The sequence below is a fragment of the Arthrobacter sp. SRS-W-1-2016 genome, from assembly GCF_002009585.1.
GTDB classification, from domain to species: Bacteria; Actinomycetota; Actinomycetes; order Actinomycetales; family Micrococcaceae; genus Arthrobacter; species Arthrobacter bambusae_A.
Window position 1 is genome coordinate 1 of the sequence record NZ_MTPV01000012.1, and the last position, 15,981, is coordinate 15,981.

Genomic DNA, 15,981 nt, shown 5'->3' on the forward strand with positions numbered 1-15,981 from the left:
TTCCTCGGCGTCATGTCCGGCCCCCTGGTCCGCTCCTCCTACCGCGCCGGACGCCTCTGGGCCACCGCGATGCGCAAAAAAGGCCGCGAAATCCCGGCCCACCTCGCCCACATCGCCGAAGGCATCCAGGACTCCGGCACCACCCGCCAGGAAGCCCGCACCCTCCTCGCACACCACGCATAGCACGTCGGCAAAAGCACGGTCAAAGGACCGGATCCCGGACAAATCCGGCGTCCGGTCCTTTGGCATAAATCACGTAGAATTAAGGCACTATGGCGAAATCCCCTGATTCCAGCAACTCGACAACATCGGCTGCCGACGCTCCCAAGCGCGGCTTGTTTTCCCGCAAGCCCAAGGAAGCCAAGGCCAAGAAGCCGAGCCAGCTGAAGCAGATCGGCGAGGTCTTCAAGATGACCCGCCGGAACGACCCCATCGTCGTGTGGCTCATGCTGCTGGCGTTCCTCGGCGTCGTTGCTGTCAGCCTCATCGTCGGGCTCCTCCTGAACAACTGGATCACTGGCTTGATCATCGGCATCCCCTTGGGCCTGCTGGCAGCTGTCTTCATCCTCTCGCGCCGCGCGGAACGGGCTGCCTTCGCGCAGATCGAAAACCAGCCCGGAGCATCCGGTGCGGCGCTGGGGACCCTGCGCCGCGGCTGGATCACGGAAGACCAGCCGGTCGCCGTCAACCCGCGCACCCAGGACGCCGTCTTCCGCGCCATTGGCCGTCCCGGCGTCGTGCTGGTCAGCGAAGGACCTTCGCACCGCGTCAAGCCGCTGGTCGACGCCGAGCGCAAGAAGCTCTCCCGCATTCTGCCGAACGTCACCATTCACGTGATCGAAAGCGGCCGAGGCGAAGGCCAAGTGCCGATCAGCCAGATCGCAAAGACGATGAACAAGTACAAGAACGAGCTCACCAAGGTTGAGGTCGGCGCTGTCAGCAAGCGGATCTCTTCGCTGGGCAACCGCCTGCCGATCCCCAAGGGAATCGACCCCTACAAGGCACGCCCTGACCGCAAGGCAGCACGCGGACGCTAACTACAACGCCAGCCGCCCGTTCCTGGAATCCCCCGGAACGGGCGGCTTTTTCGTCTGCTGTTATTCTTTGTCGCCGTAAAAGTTACATCCGAATGAGGATGGTATTCATGGCCCGGTCGTGGAGGCCGCGTTGGTCGGGGTCGAAAACGACCGCAGGAATCACCAGGCACAGGAGGACCGTCCTGACGAAGGCGGCCAAGGGCCCCGCCTGTGATCCTCCGAGCCGTACGACGTGGATCCCGGCCACCCGGTGCCCGATGCTGTAGCCCAGCGTGCCGATGAGAAGGATCTGCTCCACCGCAAACACTGCAAGCGTTGCCCATTGGTTGCCACCGAAGGCAAAGTTGCTGATCGCCAGGGCAATGACCCAGTCAATGCAGATCGCCAGGATGCGACGACCGGCCCGGGCCATGGAGCCGGGACCGGACTCGGGCAGGCCGAGCCGCGCTCCCGGGTACTTGGAAATTCCGGACGTGTCCGGCCCTGTGAGCCATGAACCAATATCTTTACGATCAACCACACGTCAAGCTTACGGCTTCACCACCCGATGCCCGGCGGCGGGGGCCGCGGGCAGTGGATCGTTCACGGTGCTCACAAGGAAACGGACACACGGACGAAAGACATAGACTGGCACTGCAGTAGACAAGTAGCGTTTACATGGCAGGCAGTTCTGTAACCTGCTCGAAACAATACTGACACTCCGGGGAAATCCCATTTCCCTATGGTTGGAGAAGTTGCTAGCCGCCGCTTCGGGGATACTTTTTTGTTTCCCTGCTTTCGGTTTGCGCTGGATCAGACGGCCCAAGGGCCTGTTACCTGTATGCGTTAGGAGCATAGATGTTCAAGACTGCGGACGAAGTCCTCAAGTTCATCAAAGACGAAGACGTAAAGTTCGTCGATATCCGCTTCACCGATCTTCCGGGCGTCCAGCAGCACTTCAATGTGCCGGCCAAGAGCGTCGACGCTGACTTCTTTGTCAACGGCCAGCTCTTTGACGGATCTTCCATCCGCGGTTTCCAGGGCATCGCCGAGTCCGATATGCAGCTCATCCCGGACGTCACGACGGCCTTCATCGACTCCTTCCGCATCGAGAAGACCCTCGCGTTGAACTTCTCCATCGTGAACCCGCGCACTGGCGACCCGTACCACCGCGACCCTCGAGGCGTTGCCGAAAAGGCCGAAGCGTACCTGGCCTCCACGGGCATTGCCGACACCGCATTCTTTGCTCCCGAAGCCGAGTTCTACGTCTTCGACAACGTACAGTTCGAATCCTCCCCGCAGGGTTCCTTCTACAAGGTCGACTCGATTGAAGCCCCGTGGAACACGAGCCGCGAAGAAGAAGGCGGCAACCTCGGTTACAAGACCCCGTTCAAGGGCGGCTACTTCCCGGTTGCGCCGGTTGACCACCAGGCCGACCTCCGCGACGCCATGTGCATCGCCCTGGACGAAGCAGGCCTCGAAGTTGAGCGCTCCCACCATGAGGTCGGTGCCGCCGGCCAGGCAGAGATCAACTACAAGTTCACCACGCTGGTGCACGCTGCCGACGACCTGCAGAAGTTCAAGTACGTCATCAAGAACACCGCATGGGAGTACGGCAAGTCCGTAACCTTCATGCCGAAGCCGATTTTCGGTGACAACGGCTCGGGCATGCACTGCCACCAGTCGCTGTGGAGCAACGGCGATCCGCTGTTCTACGACGAGAAGGGCTACGCCGGCCTCTCCGACACCGCACGCTGGTACATCGGCGGTCTGCTGAAGCACTCCTCTGCCGTGCTCGCGTTCACCAACCCGACGGTCAACTCCTACCGCCGCCTGGTCAAGGGCTTCGAAGCTCCGGTCAACATGGTCTACTCGCAGGGCAACCGCTCCGCCGGTATCCGCATCCCGATCACGGGCTCCAACCCGAAGGCCAAGCGCATCGAGTTCCGCGCTCCGGACGCCGCGTCCAACCCGTACCTGGCGTTCTCCGCCCAGCTCATGGCCGGCATCGACGGCATCCGCAACCGCATCGAGCCCCCGGCTCCGATCGACAAGGACCTGTACGAACTGCCTGCCGAGGAAGCCAAGGACATCCCCAAGGCTCCGGGCTCCCTTGAGGAAGCGCTTGAGGCCCTGCGCGAGGACAACGAGTTCCTGCAGGCCGGTGGCGTGTTCACCCAGGACCTGATCGACACCTGGATCGAATACAAGTACGAGAACGAGATCCGCCCGCTGTCGCTGCGCCCGAACCCTTACGAGTTTGAGCTCTACTACGGCGTCTAGCCAGACCACGCGGCGACATCGGGCATAGTCCGCAGACAGTCCGCAAGAATCCGCACACAGAAAAGCCGGCCTCAGGTTTCACCACCTGGGGCCGGCTTTTTCGTCCGCCGGGGCTCGTTCGGACCACCTTGATGTCCCCGCCTGGAGCGCCGCCCACGTCTCCTTCCCCAACGTGCCTTGGGAGCAGCGTGACGACTCTGGAAGCCGTGCATGCCAGACGGCCTGTGGCGCATGAGTCTTGCTCTACGATGCATCCATGACTCAACAACTCTGGCGCCGCCACATGGAGTGGCCGCTCATTGTGGCAGCCCTGGTTTTCCTCGCGGCCTACTCCGTCCAAGTCATCGGCAACCTTCAAGAACGGGCATCCGGCGTGGTGGACACGATCGTCTGGCTTACGTGGGCGCTGTTCGTTGTGGACTATCTGGCAAACCTGGTCCTCGCGCCGCAGAGGGGACGGTGGTTCATCAGGAACCTTCACGAGCTCTTGATCCTCGCCCTGCCTGTCCTGCGTCCTTTGCGCCTACTCCGGCTGGTGACCTTGTTGCGGGTGCTCCGAAAGACTGCCGGGACTGCGCTGAGGGGACGGATTGTGACCTTCGTGCTCGGAGCCGCCCTGCTCCTGACCTATTGCGGAGCGCTGGCTGTTCTCGATGTCGAAGAAAACGCTGACGGTGCAAATATCCGTAATTTCGGAGATGCCCTGTGGTGGGCGCTGGTCACAATTACCACTGTCGGCTATGGGGACCACTATCCGGTCACGTTCACGCGTCGATGCGTGGCGGCCGGCCTCATGGTCTGCGGCATCGCGGTCCTCGGAGTGGTCACAGCATCGGTCGCATCATGGCTGGTGGAGCAGGTTTCCCAAGGGGCGGCAAGCGCAACGGCAAAGGCGGAAGAACCCCTTCGACTCGAAGTCCGGCGGCTTTCCGAGCAAGTGGAACGGCTCGCCGCCCTCCTCGAGACAGAAGCCGTGGCGCCGTCGGATCATCCGCGTCCATAGCTGCTTTGGTCAAAAAGAAGAACGGCTGTGTCCGTTAAGACACAGCCGTCCTTGCCGTAAAGACCCCGGATCCCCGGGGCCGGACCCCCAAATTTTTCCTACACCCGCCGGCGCCCGCTAATCAACCTGAAGAGGAAGACGATAATCGCCAAGACGATCAGTATCGGGGCGATCCACAGAAGGAATCCCAGGGCCTTTACGGTTCCGCCAATGATAAAGAAAACGATCGCGATGACCGCGACGATTCCGAGGATGACATTCATGATGTACCTTCCGTTTCAGTCGTAAACATTCTGATGATTGCCTTTATCGTTGTGCAAACCTCAGCAACCTTACTGTAAGCATGCTTATTATTCTAATCCGGCAAGACCCTTTGACCCGATTGACGGCATAGGTGAGCGAGCGTCCGGCCAAACACCCGCATAGGTGAGCGAGCGTCCGGTTCTGCCAATCCGACGGCACTGTCGCCGCTGTGGACACCGTGGTACGTTCGGCATGATCAGGATGCTCAAGAGAGTCCTCATCCCTTCCGGCTCCTGGCGAAACTACTCAAAGCGGAGGCATACGATGACAACCTTGGTGATCTTCCATGAGGTCGACGACGTTGAGCACTGGCTGGGCTCACCGAAAAGGCAAGAGATCTTCGGACCCATGGGCTTCACGGTCCGCACGTTCGTGGATCCGGCAAAAACCAACCGGGTCGGGCTGATCGTCGAAGTCCCGGACATGGAAACGTTCCAACGCATGATGGAGTCCGATGCGGCGGCCGAGGCGATGAAATTCGACGGCGTGCGTCCGGAAACAATCGTGACGCTCGTCGAGTCCTAGATACGGCCTAGTCGCCGAAACCCCGGTACATGGTCCATTGCGGGCCGGCGGAACCGCCCAAGTACCTGCCCGCTTCGACAAAACCGGCCTTTGCGTAGGCAGCCTTGGCGGCGGGATTGCGTTCGTTGACGGAAAGCACGACGCCGGCCTGCCCGCCGCCCAGCCTCGCGGTCAGCTTCTGCGCTTCCCGGGCAGCGGCCGCAGCCGACAGGGCGCCCAGCCCCCTGCCTTGGTGCGGGTGGTCGATCAGGAACCCCCGCAAGAGCCAGGCCGAGTGGTCGTCGGGCCATCCAGCCAAGGTTGCGGCACACGCCTGCAAGGTGAAGACTCCTACGGCGGCACCGGCCGCTTCGATCACATACGGCAGGCGGCTTTCGTCCTCCAGACCCATGATCATCATCGTGAACGGGTCCCCGACGAAGTCTTCCTGTCCCGCAGCCAGTTCCATGGTGGCGACGTCGCCCAGCGTGACGGCGCGGGCGTCGTCGTCGAGGTCCTTCAGGGGAATGAGCCACACGGTTTCCGGCATCCTTCGAGCTTAGCCGTCGCAGAGCACTCCATGGCGCGGCTCAGGCCGGCGCTCACTGGCCGTAGAAGTCCTTCTCAAACACGGCCCGGGTCCGCCGGCTCAGGCGCAGATAGTCTTCTTCGAACACCGCGGCTTGCCCTGGAGCGTAACCACACCACCTGGCGACGGCCTCCAGATCCCTGCGGGAGGCCGGGAGGAGATCGGAAGCGCGCCCGGTGCAGATCACATTCGCGGAGCGGATTCGGCTCGCGAGGCGCCAGGCTTTGCGAAGCAACACGATGTCACCCTTGGCGATCAAATCCAACGACTCGATCGCGTCGAGGGCCTGGAGGGTGGATGTAGTCCGGAGTTGCGGCTGCTTCCCTGCATGTTGGAGTTGCAGCAGCTGCACAAGCCATTCGACATCGCTGAGTCCGCCCCTGCCGAGCTTGACGTGCCTGGCCGGGTCGGCGCCCCTGGGGAGCCTTTCCGACTCAACCCGTGCCTTCACGCGCCGGATCTCCCGCACATCCGTCTCAGGGAGCGATTCCGGGTAACGGATCGGGTTGATCAGCCGGACGAACTCCGCAGCCAATTCGTCGTTGCCTGCCATGGGTTGCGCCCGCAACAGCGCTTGTGCTTCCCAGATGAGTGACCAGCGACGGTAATACTCGGCGTATGACTCCAGGGACCGGACCATGGCCCCGTTCTTCCCCTCGGGGCGAAGATCGGCGTCGACGGCGAGGACCCGCTCGGCCAGGATGGCCGGTTTGAGGGGTTGGGTCAGCAAGGTGGAAATATGTCCCACAATGGCAAGGGCTTGTTGCTGGGCCTCGGCTTCACTCGCACCGGGAAGTGCGCGATGGACGTACATGACGTCCGCGTCCGAGCCGTAGCCAATCTCCCGCCCGCCCTGCCTGCCCATGGCAACGACGAGCACCTGTGTCTTGAGGGGTCCGTCGGAACCCACGATGGCCTCGGCGACATGCAGCGCGCCCAAAACGGCGGCCCGGTCGGCATCGGCCAATGCCGCGCCCACTGCGTCTTGCTCCAGGAGGCCCGCACTGTCCGCGATGGCTATCCGGAGGATTTCCCGGCGCCTGATGAGCCGGATCAGCCGCATCGCGTTCGCGGGATCGGCATGGCGCGACATCTTGGACTGGATTTCCTGCCACTGGGCTTCGAAGCTGAGCGGCAGGAGTTCCTTGTCGGCGCCAAGCCAGGCAACGGATTCCGGGGACACCTCCAGCAGATCGGCGATCAACCGTGAGTTGGAGAGCACATGGCAAAGCCGCTCAGCTGCCGCTTGGGAATCCCGGAGCATCCCGAGGTACCAGTGGGTGGTTCCGAGGGCTTCGCTGACGCGCCGGAAGGCGAGCAATCCGGCGTCGGGGTCTACGCCTTCGGCGAGCCAGCCGAGCAGGATGGGAAGCAGTTGCCGCTGCAGGGCGGCACGGCGGCTGACCCCCGCGGTGAGGGCCTCGATGTGGCGCATGGCGCCTTGCGGGTCGCGATAGCCGAGCGCCGCAAGCCTTCCTTGGGCGGCTTCGGGAGTGAGGCGGGCATCTTCGGTGCTCAACTTCGCGGCCGTGTTGAGGAGCGGCCGGTAGAAGATGCGGTCGTGCAGTTCTCGAACAGAGCGTTTTGTCTTCTGCCAGGTTTCGATCAGGGCGTCCGGATGTGGCCGCCCCGTGGAAAAGGGCCCCAGGACCGCCTTCGCAAGGAAACGGAGGGACTCTTGGCTCGTAGGCATGAGGTGGGTACGGCGCATCTGGAACAACTGGATGCGGTGCTCGAGAACGCGCAGGTAACGGTAGGCGGCGTCGAAGGCAGCGGCATCGACCCGTCCGATGTAGCCGCCCGCGGACAGCGCGGCTATCGCCGAGGTCGTATCCCGGCAGCGGAGCGTTTCGTCGGACTTTCCGTGGACGAGTTGCAGGAGCTGGACCGTGAACTCCACATCGCGCAGGCCACCGGGACCCAGCTTGATCTGGCGCTGTTCTTCCGCGGGCGCAATGTTGTTCGTCACCCTCCGGCGCATCGCCTGCACCGATTCCACGAAGCCTTCCCGCCCGGCCGAAGCCCACACGAGCGGCTGGACGGCTTTCTCGTAACGCGAACCCAGATCCCGGTCCCCTGCGATGGTCCGGGCCTTGAGGAGGGCCTGGAACTCCCAGCTTTCGGCCCACTTCGCGTAGTAACTCAGATGCGAAGGCAACGTCCGGACGAGGGGTCCCGATTTCCCCTCGGGCCTGAGGTTCGCGTCCACTTCCCACAAACCGGGTTCGGTCCCCGTGGACGAAATGGCGCGGGAGATCCCGGCGGCCAAGGCCGTCCCGATCGTCGCAGCCTCGGCGTCCTCCAGGTCCGGCGCCTCGATCACGTAGATGACGTCGACGTCGGAAATGTAGTTGAGCTCCCGGGCACCGCATTTGCCCATCCCGATGACGGCCAGCCCGACGCCGGCAATATCGGCGGGGTCGAAAGTCGCCGCGGCTTCTGCCCTGGCAACCGCCAACGCCGCTTCTATCGCCGCACCGGCGAGGTCGGCCAGTTCGGCGCCGACGGCGGGCATGAAGTCCTGGGGACTGGCTGCGCAAAGGTCCTTGATGGCCAGTTCGGTGAGCCCGCGCCGGTAAGCCGTCCGGAGGGCGGCATAGGCGGAGGCTCCCGTCGTCGCGGCAACGGGCCTGGGCGAGTTGGGATCTGCCTTCACCGAGCGGAGAAGCTTCCGCCGCAGCTCACCCGCATCGGCGGACAAAGGTTCCGGGCTGACGCGGACATCGAAGACGTCCAGGTGTTCCGGATGCCTGATCAGGAACTCCCCCAAGGCCTCGGATGCCCCCAGCAAGCGGTAAAGCGGCTCACTGCGATCCGGGTGCTCCCCCGCGAGCTGCCTGAGTGAGGGATGCTTCTCAATCAACCGGACGAGCGACTGGAGCGCGGTGTCAGGGTTCGCGCTCAGGTGCAGACCGGCAAAGATCGTTTCCTGGTCGATGCCGTCGAGTTCACGCGCGGCAAGGAAACGTTCACCTTTCTCGAGATCGCTGAATCCGGCCGAGATGAGCCGGCGGGCCAGGCTCACACTCACGGCTTAGAGAATGCCGAGATTGCGCTTGAGCTCGTAAGGCGTGACCTGGAGCCGGTAGTCCTGCCATTCCGCACGCTTGTTGCGCAGGAAGTGGTCAAAGACCTGTTCGCCGAGGATGTCAGCTACGAGTTCCGAATCCTCCATGGCGCGGATGGCATCGTGCAGGCTTGCCGGCAGCGGAGTGTGACCCATCGCCCTGCGCTCGGCCGAGGTCAGCGACCAGACGTCGTCTTCCGCGGCGGCCGGAAGGTCGTAGCCTCCCTCGATACCCTTGAGTCCTGCCCCGAGCAACACGGCGTAGGCGAGGTACGGGTTGGTGGCGGAGTCAATCCCGCGGTATTCGATCCGTGCGGACTGGCCCTTGCCCGGCTTGTACAGCGGGACGCGAACCAGGGCAGAACGGTTGTTGTGGCCCCAGCTCAGGTAGCTGGGCGCTTCGCCGCCGCCCCAGAGACGCTTGTACGAATTGACGAACTGGTTGGTGACGGCGGTGAATTCCGGAGCGTGGCGCAGGATGCCGGCGATGAACTGGCGTGCGGTCTTGGACAACTGGAATTCGGCGCCCGCTTCGTAGAAAGCGTTCGTGTCACCCTCGAACAGCGAGAAGTGCGTGTGCATGCCCGAGCCAGGGTGGTCGGTGAACGGCTTCGGCATGAACGTGGCGTAGGTGCCCTGCTGCAGGGCCACTTCCTTGATGACCGTGCGGAAAGTCATGATGTTGTCCGCCGTCTGGAGGGCGTCCGCGTACCGGAGATCGATCTCGTTCTGGCCGGGTCCACCCTCGTGGTGGCTGAACTCCACGGAGATTCCCACGGATTCAAGCATGGTGACGGCCGTGCGGCGGAAGTCCTGTGCCACGCCGCCCGGCACGTGGTCGAAGTAGCCGCCCTCGTCAACGGGAACAGGGACGCCGTTGGCATCGAGGTCCTGGGACTTGAGGAGGTAGAACTCGATCTCAGGATGCGTGTAGCAGGTGAAGCCCATGTCCGCTGCCTTGGCGAGGGTCCGCTTGAGCACGTTCCGGGGGTCGGCGGCCGACGGCTCGCCGTCGGGGGTCAGGATGTCGCAGAACATCCTCGAGGTCTGCTCGGTTTCACCGCGCCACGGCAGGATCTGGAAGGTGGAGGGGTCAGGCTGCGCCAGCATATCGGACTCGAAAACCCTCGCGAGGCCCTCGATCGCCGAGCCATCGAAACCCAGGCCTTCTTCGAAGGCGCCTTCCACTTCTGCCGGCGCAAGAGCCACCGATTTCAGGGAACCGACGACGTCGGTAAACCACAAGCGTACGAAGCGCACATCACGCTCTTCGATAGTTCGCAGAACGAACTCTTGCTGGCGGTCCATGGGGCCTCATTTCCGGGTCAACGTCCATGCCGCGGATTCGGAATTCGAAGCCGACGACAACTCAGCATTCACTCTACTAAGCATTGGCCCGGATTGGCTGCACCCTTGGTTCGCGTAACACAGCGTTTACAAATGTGAGGCTCCCCATGCGCCGGTGGCTAGGACGGCCGGTACCGCATACGCTCTATTCATGGCCCCAAGCAACAGTTCCGATTCCAGCATGCCCGCCGAAATTCCTGCTCCTTACGGAACGGGACCTGCCGCTGCAGGTTCCGGGGCTTCAGCGGATGCTTCGACGCCGAAGCCCGCCGCAAGGATCCGCACCCATCACCTTCAACAGGCCAAGGCCAAGGGTGAGCGCTTTGCGATGTTGACTGCCTACGAGCAGTACACGGCAGAGATTTTCGACCAGGCCGGCATCGAGGTCCTGCTGATCGGCGATTCGGCTTCCAATAACGTCTTCGGGAACGAAACCAGCCTCCCCGTGACTGTCGACGAACTCCTCCCCTTGTGCCGCGCGGTGGCTCGATCCGCCAAGCGTGCCTTGGTAGTGGCCGATCTGCCCTTTGGCAGCTACGAAGTGTCACCCGAGCAGGCAGTGGCAACAGGCGTCCGCTTCCTGAAGGAAGGCTTGGCGCACGCTGTCAAGATCGAAGGCGGCGCGTTCTACGCCGGAACGGTGCGGGCCATGGTCCAGGCCGGCATTCCCGTCATGGCACACATCGGCTTCACTCCGCAGAGCGAACACTCACTGGGCGGCTACCGCGTCCAGGGCCGGGGCGAAGACTCCTCGCGCCTGGTCGAAGACGCCGTTGCCCTTGCAAATGCCGGAGCATTCTGTGTGCTCATGGAGATGGTCCCCGCGGACACGGCTGCCGCCGTCGACGCCGCGATCGAGGTTCCCACCATCGGCATCGGCGCAGGCAACGCGACCACGGGACAGGTTCTGGTGTGGCAGGACATGGCCGGGCTCCGCGGCGGCAAGATGGCCAAGTTCGTCAAGCAATATGCGGACCTGCGCACCACGCTGAGCGACGCTGCGAAGGCCTACGCCGACGACGTCAGGTCCGGCCAGTTTCCCGGCCCGGAGCACTCTTTCTAGGACCGGAACCGGCCCTCGTCGCCGCTAGTCCTCGTCGTCTTTGTCCCAGGCTTCGTTGCGGGCCTTGACCTTTTCGAGCGCGTGCTCCGCTTCTTCCCGGGTCTTGTAGGGACCGATCAGCTGGGACCAGTCGGACATCGCGTCCTCTTCGATTTGGTGCGTCTGAACGTTGTACCAGAACTCCGCCACTGTTTCTCCTTTGCGATTCCCGCCGTAACCCCGGCGGGCCGATTGCCCGTCGAACGGGCCGATATTTAGCTACTTAGTTACTTGCGTCTCGTGCGTCCCTTATATGATCAATCTATGCCTTCTCCCGCTCTGACCGCACCCATCGGCACGCTCACCCGTGGAACCGTCAGCCCGCAGCTGCCCGTACCGGCGTCCATCCCGCGCCCGGAGTATGTCGGCAAGCCAGGACCCGCGAAGTTCACCGGGTCGGAGGTCAAATCGGCGGAAACCATCGAGAAGATCCGCATCGCCAGCAAAATCGCGGCGCAGGCGATCGTCGAGGTCGGCAAGCACATCGAGCCTGGCATCACAACGGACCAGTTGGACCGGATCGGCCACGAGTTCATTCTGGACCACCACGCCTACCCGTCGACTCTTGGCTACCGCGGCTTCCCCAAGTCCCTGTGCTCCTCGCTCAACGAGGTCATCTGCCACGGCATTCCGGACAGCACCGTCGTGCAAGACGGCGACATCCTGAACATCGACATCACGGCCTACATCAACGGAGTCCACGGCGACACGAACTACACCTTCCTGGTGGGCGACGTCGACGACGAGTCCCGGCTGCTGGTTGAACGCACCCAGGAGTCGCTCAACCGGGCCATCAAGGCCGTAGCCCCCGGCCGCGAAATCAACGTGATCGGCCGGGCCATCCAGTCATACGCGAAACGCTTCGGCTACGGCGTGGTCCGTGACTTCACGGGCCATGGCGTCGGCGAGGCGTTCCACACGGGCCTGATCATCCCCCACTACGACGCCGCACCGGCCTACAACACCGTGATCGAAGCCGGCATGGTGTTCACCATTGAGCCCATGCTCACCCTCGGAACGATCGAGTGGGACATGTGGCCCGATGATTGGACGGTAGTCACCCGCGACCACAAGCGGACCGCGCAATTCGAACACACCCTGTTGGTCACCGAGACCGGCGCCGAAATCCTGACTCTTCCTTAAGCTCTCCGGAAGGTCACCTGCAGCCGTTCGTGCTGCGACCTGCCCACCCCTCCTGCCATGAACGGAAACGCATTGACCAAGAAGGATGAGAAGATCCACAAGAACGGCCCGCTGATCGGCATCGACGTCGGAGGCACCGGCATCAAGGGCGGCATCGTCGACCTCAAGAAGGGCAAGCTGCTCGGGGACCGCCTCCGTATTCCGACGCCGCAGCCCGCCACACCCGAAGCTGTCGCCGAAGTGATCGCACAGATCGTCGAGGAGTTGTCGGCACGCGAGGATGCTCCGGCCCAGGGTTCGCCCGTGGGAGTCACCTTCCCCGGAATCATTCAGCATGGCGTGGTCCGCTCCGCCGCGAATGTGGACAAGTCCTGGCTCGACACCGACATTGATTCACTGCTCACCAAGCGTCTGGACCGTCCCGTCGAGGTCATCAACGACGCCGATGCAGCCGGACTCGCCGAAGCCCGCTACGGCGCAGGCGAAGGGGTCGACGGCACGGTCCTGGTGATCACGCTCGGTACGGGCATCGGCTCGGCCTTCATCTTCAACGGGCACCTGGTTCCCAATGCCGAGCTCGGCCACCTCGAGGTGGACGGCCACGACGCCGAAACGAAGGCATCCGCCGTCGCGCGCGAACGGGACGGCTTGAGCTGGGAAGAATACAGCGTGCTCCTGCAGCGCTATCTCTCCCACGTCGAGTTCCTGTTCTCCCCGGAACTCTTCATCATCGGCGGCGGCATTTCGAAGCGCTCGGACGAATACTTCCCCCACTTGGATCTGCGGACCCGCATCGTGACGGCGGAACTGAAGAACGACGCCGGGATCGTGGGGGCCGCGCTCGACGTCGCCCTCCACCACAAGCTGGCCAAGTAGGGTGGTGCCGGTGGTGGCTGCGGCTTCCCCTCCGCTGCCACCACCGGAGCTAAATGGGGCTCTTCTCGGAGCTCTTGCCCTTGGCGCTCTTCGCTGCATTCTCCGCCGCGGCGCTTTCGGCCTCGTGTCGGAGCAGCGCAATGGCTGATTCGAAGTCCTCAAGCGATTCGAAGGCCTGATAGACGCTGGCAAAACGAAGGTAGGCGACTTCGTCCAGTTTCTGGAGTGGCCCAAGGATCGCCAAGCCGACCTCGTGGGCGTCGATTTCCGCCGCACCGGAAGATCGGATGTTCTCCTCGACTTCCTGGGCGAGCATCGCAAGGTCGTCCTCAGTCACGGGACGGCCCTGGCAGGCCTTGCGAACGCCGTTGATGATCTTGATCCGGCTGAAGGGCTCTCCCACGCCTGAGCGTTTGATGACGGAAAGGCTGGTGGTTTCCACGGTGGTGAAACGGCGTCCGCACTCGGGGCACTGGCGCCGGCGGCGGATGGCTGAGCCGTCGTCGGCCATCCGGCTGTCCACGACGCGGGAGTCGGGGTTTCGGCAGAACGGACAATACACGCTGGGCCTCCCCGCTTCGGTTCCGGCACGCTGTCCGCCCGGCGTGTACCGGGAACGCAAAAGGTGCCGGAAGTTTGACTTCCGGCACCAGTTTACGGCTACATGAGTCCTAATGACAACACTGTAATTACTATATGTAGTGGTTGTGACCCATACATGTAGTGGTTTAGGCCCCCGCGAAACGAATCTTGACCGCGTCGCCGTGGCCAGGAAGGTCCTCGGCATCCGCGAGGCTCACGATGTGCTTGCTGACCTGTTCCAAGGCAGCCTTGTCGTAGTTGATCACTTGGACGGCACGCAGGAATGTTGTCACGTTCAGGCCGGAAGAGAAGGCTGCGGTGCCGCTCGTGGGCAAGACGTGGTTGGAGCCGGCACAGTAGTCTCCGAGGCTGACCGGGCTGTAGTCCCCCACGAAAATCGCCCCGGCGTTGCGGATCCGCGCGGCGACCGCGGCTGCGTCCGCCGTCATGATTTCCAAGTGCTCGGCCGCGTACGCATCGCAGACGGAGATGCCCTGCTTGAGGTCGTCTACCAGCACCACGCCCGACTGCGGGCCCGACAATGCCGTGGTAACCCGCTCGCCGTGCTTCGTAGTTCCGGCCTGCAGCGCCAGTTCCCGCTGCACCGCCGAGGCGAGTTCCTCCGAGTCGGTGATCAGGACGGACGCCGCCTTGGGGTCGTGCTCGGCCTGGCTGATGAGGTCGGCGGCGACGAGCGCGGGCCGGGCCGAAGCGTCGGCCAAGATGGCGATCTCGGTGGTGCCGGCCTCGGAGTCGATCCCCACGACGCCTTTCACAAGCCGCTTGGCGGTGGCCACGAAGATGTTTCCAGGGCCGGTCACGACGTCCACGGGCTCGATGGGCTGGTCCTCGCCGGTCCCGGGGATGCCGTACGCGAAGGATACGATCGCCTGCGCACCCCCGATGGCGTAGACCTCGTCGATTCCCAGCAGGGCGGCCGCGGCCAGGATGGTGGGGTGGGGCAAGCCGCCAAAGTCCTTCTGGGGCGGGGAAGCCAACGCGATCGAGGCGACGCCGGCAGCCAGCGCCGGAACAACGTTCATGATCACCGAGGACGGGTAGACGGCCAGTCCGCCCGGAACGTACAGTCCCACTCGCCCCACCGGTACCCAGTTCTGGCTCACGACGGCGCCGTCCCCCAGTTCCACATCGACGTTCGCCGGCCGCTGGCCGTCCGCAAAGCGCCGGGCACGCCTGATGGATTCCTCCAGGGCCGCCCGGACGGACGGGTCGAGGTTTTCAAGGGCTTCGGCAAGGGCCGTGGCAGGTACTCGGGGGTGGGATTGTTCCACGCCGTCGAACGCCAACGCGAACTCACCCAGGGCTTCGAAGCCGCGGGAGCGGACCGCCGCAATGATGTCCAAGACCTTTTGCTCGGCGTCCGCCATGGTCTGATGCTTCGCCCGGGGCACCACCGCCCGCAGTTCCGCCAAGGTCAGGGACCGTCCGCGCAAGTCAATGCGGCGGAAGTCCAGGGGCTGGGAAGCGGTGTCGGCAGGGTTCTCCGGAGAAATGGTCACCAGATCATTTTACGGGGCGAGCGGCGGTGCCTCGGGCTGCTTTCCCATCAAGCCGAAAAGAGTAAGGAGGAAGGTCACGAGGGCGGTTGCTCCCGGCCACAGCAAGAGTGCCGACGCCGCCCGCAATGAGAAGCCTTCACCCCCGCTTGAGGCTGGACCCCACCACTGCGCGGCCAACAGGCCCACCTGCCAGGCCACGAGTGCCCCCACGGCGCCACCCAGGACCGCCAGGAACGTGCGAATGCCGTGCCCCGGTTTCCGGACCTTGCTGTCGAGCAGGACTGCCGTGAAGCAGCCGGAAAGCAACAGCAGCCCGGCCAGGACCAGGTCCCTCGGAAGCCTGCCGGCCGAGGCTGTCGGATCGGCGAGGGCGGGATTTCCGGAGATCACGTTCAGGCCACCCGGAGCCAACAGCCACCACACCAGGCCAAGCCCAAGCCCGGAGGCGGCAGGCACGGCGAGCCATAGCCACAATTTGCGGTCCCGACTGCCGGTGTCCGTGCCGGTGTCCGGATCCGTGTCCCGCGCGGGACCGGAGTCGAGAAGGTTCGATGTTGGCTTGGTCATGACACAAACATTAACAAACGTTTCTGGATGCTCAACAAGCAAGCGCCCCGGCGGGCAGCGGAATACGCTGAATCCACCA

At 63.6% G+C, this 15,981-nt stretch carries 16 protein-coding genes and 1 pseudogene; 8 read left to right on the forward strand and 9 right to left on the reverse strand.

What is annotated here, in order from left to right; genetic code table 11:
- Positions 1-183 (forward strand): annotated as a pseudogene (locus BMF89_RS02720) (lipoyl synthase); the annotation flags it as partial.
- Between the two features lie 89 nt (positions 184-272).
- The gene (locus tag BMF89_RS02725) at positions 273-1,037 is read left to right on the forward strand and encodes a DUF4191 domain-containing protein (RefSeq protein WP_078105545.1); all 765 of its coding nucleotides are present in this window, start codon (positions 273-275) and stop codon (positions 1,035-1,037) included.
- Between the two features lie 82 nt (positions 1,038-1,119).
- Here the strand turns inward: BMF89_RS02725 and BMF89_RS02730 are convergent, their stop codons facing one another.
- Entirely contained in the window at positions 1,120-1,557 is a 438-nt protein-coding gene (locus BMF89_RS02730; RefSeq protein WP_078105546.1) for an RDD family protein, read from the reverse strand.
- 317 nt (positions 1,558-1,874) lie between these two features.
- Between BMF89_RS02730 and glnA the strand changes: the two genes are divergently transcribed.
- On the forward strand, positions 1,875-3,299 hold the full coding sequence (glnA, locus tag BMF89_RS02735) for a type I glutamate--ammonia ligase (protein ID WP_078105547.1): 1,425 nt from the start codon (positions 1,875-1,877) through the stop codon (positions 3,297-3,299).
- 256 nt (positions 3,300-3,555) lie between these two features.
- Positions 3,556-4,302 (forward strand): potassium channel family protein, encoded by a 747-nt coding sequence (locus BMF89_RS02740; protein ID WP_078105581.1) that lies wholly within the window; start codon positions 3,556-3,558, stop codon positions 4,300-4,302.
- A 98-nt stretch (positions 4,303-4,400) separates the two neighbouring features.
- Here BMF89_RS02740 and BMF89_RS21505 read toward each other — a convergent pair whose 3' ends face one another.
- Positions 4,401-4,565 (reverse strand): DUF2207 domain-containing protein, encoded by a 165-nt coding sequence (locus BMF89_RS21505; protein ID WP_139359516.1) that lies wholly within the window; start codon positions 4,563-4,565, stop codon positions 4,401-4,403.
- Between the two features lie 304 nt (positions 4,566-4,869).
- Here BMF89_RS21505 and BMF89_RS02745 point away from each other — a divergent pair, with 304 nt between their 5' ends.
- Positions 4,870-5,130 (forward strand): hypothetical protein, encoded by a 261-nt coding sequence (locus tag BMF89_RS02745; protein ID WP_078105548.1) that lies wholly within the window; start codon positions 4,870-4,872, stop codon positions 5,128-5,130.
- 7 nt (positions 5,131-5,137) lie between these two features.
- On the opposite strand, the gene BMF89_RS02750 is transcribed toward BMF89_RS02745, so the two are convergent.
- From BMF89_RS02750 to BMF89_RS02760, 3 genes are read right to left on the reverse strand one after another with little or no spacing between them, the layout of a single operon-like run.
- A complete protein-coding gene (locus BMF89_RS02750) occupies positions 5,138-5,659 on the reverse strand; it encodes a GNAT family N-acetyltransferase (RefSeq protein WP_078105549.1) in 522 nt (173 codons plus the stop codon).
- 52 nt (positions 5,660-5,711) lie between these two features.
- On the reverse strand, positions 5,712-8,723 hold the full coding sequence (locus BMF89_RS02755; protein WP_078105550.1) for a bifunctional [glutamine synthetase] adenylyltransferase/[glutamine synthetase]-adenylyl-L-tyrosine phosphorylase: 3,012 nt from the start codon (positions 8,721-8,723) through the stop codon (positions 5,712-5,714).
- Between the two features lie 9 nt (positions 8,724-8,732).
- Positions 8,733-10,073, reverse strand: coding sequence for a glutamine synthetase family protein (locus BMF89_RS02760; RefSeq protein ID WP_078105551.1), 1,341 nt, complete (start codon positions 10,071-10,073; stop codon positions 8,733-8,735).
- A 190-nt stretch (positions 10,074-10,263) separates the two neighbouring features.
- Between BMF89_RS02760 and panB the strand changes: the two genes are divergently transcribed.
- Positions 10,264-11,175: a 3-methyl-2-oxobutanoate hydroxymethyltransferase gene (gene panB, locus BMF89_RS02765; protein WP_078105552.1), complete on the forward strand. Its 912-nt coding sequence runs from the start codon at positions 10,264-10,266 to the stop codon at positions 11,173-11,175.
- Between the two features lie 24 nt (positions 11,176-11,199).
- Here the strand turns inward: panB and BMF89_RS21510 are convergent, their stop codons facing one another.
- Positions 11,200-11,364 (reverse strand): SPOR domain-containing protein, encoded by a 165-nt coding sequence (locus BMF89_RS21510; RefSeq protein WP_139359517.1) that lies wholly within the window; start codon positions 11,362-11,364, stop codon positions 11,200-11,202.
- Between the two features lie 114 nt (positions 11,365-11,478).
- On the opposite strand from BMF89_RS21510, the gene map reads away from it, so the two are divergent.
- Positions 11,479-12,357: a type I methionyl aminopeptidase gene (map, locus tag BMF89_RS02770; protein WP_078105553.1), complete on the forward strand. Its 879-nt coding sequence runs from the start codon at positions 11,479-11,481 to the stop codon at positions 12,355-12,357.
- Between the two features lie 72 nt (positions 12,358-12,429).
- Positions 12,430-13,233 (forward strand): polyphosphate--glucose phosphotransferase, encoded by an 804-nt coding sequence (ppgK, locus tag BMF89_RS02775; protein ID WP_078105554.1) that lies wholly within the window; start codon positions 12,430-12,432, stop codon positions 13,231-13,233.
- A gap of 49 nt (positions 13,234-13,282) precedes the next feature.
- On the opposite strand, the gene nrdR is transcribed toward ppgK, so the two are convergent.
- From nrdR to BMF89_RS02790, 3 genes are all read right to left on the reverse strand, one after another.
- Positions 13,283-13,795, reverse strand: a complete 513-nt coding sequence (gene nrdR, locus BMF89_RS02780; RefSeq protein WP_078105555.1) for a transcriptional regulator NrdR — start codon at positions 13,793-13,795, stop codon at positions 13,283-13,285.
- A gap of 166 nt (positions 13,796-13,961) precedes the next feature.
- Positions 13,962-15,335 (reverse strand): histidinol dehydrogenase, encoded by a 1,374-nt coding sequence (hisD, locus tag BMF89_RS02785; protein WP_078105556.1) that lies wholly within the window; start codon positions 15,333-15,335, stop codon positions 13,962-13,964.
- A gap of 9 nt (positions 15,336-15,344) precedes the next feature.
- The gene (locus BMF89_RS02790; protein ID WP_078105557.1) at positions 15,345-15,902 is read right to left on the reverse strand and encodes a hypothetical protein; all 558 of its coding nucleotides are present in this window, start codon (positions 15,900-15,902) and stop codon (positions 15,345-15,347) included.
- Positions 15,903-15,981 lie beyond the last annotated feature (79 nt).

Excerpts from the sequence above, each read along its gene's own strand:
- BMF89_RS02760 (WP_078105551.1), bottom strand. The coding sequence starts at position 10,073 with ATGGACCGCCAGCAAGAGTTCGTTCTGCGAACTATCGAAGAGCGTGAT.
- glnA (WP_078105547.1), top strand. The coding sequence starts at position 1,875 with ATGTTCAAGACTGCGGACGAAGTCCTCAAGTTCATCAAAGACGAAGAC.
- map (WP_078105553.1), top strand. The coding sequence starts at position 11,479 with ATGCCTTCTCCCGCTCTGACCGCACCCATCGGCACGCTCACCCGTGGA.
- BMF89_RS02725 (WP_078105545.1), top strand. The coding sequence starts at position 273 with ATGGCGAAATCCCCTGATTCCAGCAACTCGACAACATCGGCTGCCGAC.
- BMF89_RS21505 (WP_139359516.1), bottom strand. The coding sequence starts at position 4,565 with ATGAATGTCATCCTCGGAATCGTCGCGGTCATCGCGATCGTTTTCTTT.
- BMF89_RS02750 (WP_078105549.1), bottom strand. The coding sequence starts at position 5,659 with ATGCCGGAAACCGTGTGGCTCATTCCCCTGAAGGACCTCGACGACGAC.
- BMF89_RS02740 (WP_078105581.1), top strand. The coding sequence starts at position 3,556 with ATGACTCAACAACTCTGGCGCCGCCACATGGAGTGGCCGCTCATTGTG.
- BMF89_RS02745 (WP_078105548.1), top strand. The coding sequence starts at position 4,870 with ATGACAACCTTGGTGATCTTCCATGAGGTCGACGACGTTGAGCACTGG.
- BMF89_RS02790 (WP_078105557.1), bottom strand. The coding sequence starts at position 15,902 with ATGACCAAGCCAACATCGAACCTTCTCGACTCCGGTCCCGCGCGGGAC.
- panB (WP_078105552.1), top strand. The coding sequence starts at position 10,264 with ATGGCCCCAAGCAACAGTTCCGATTCCAGCATGCCCGCCGAAATTCCT.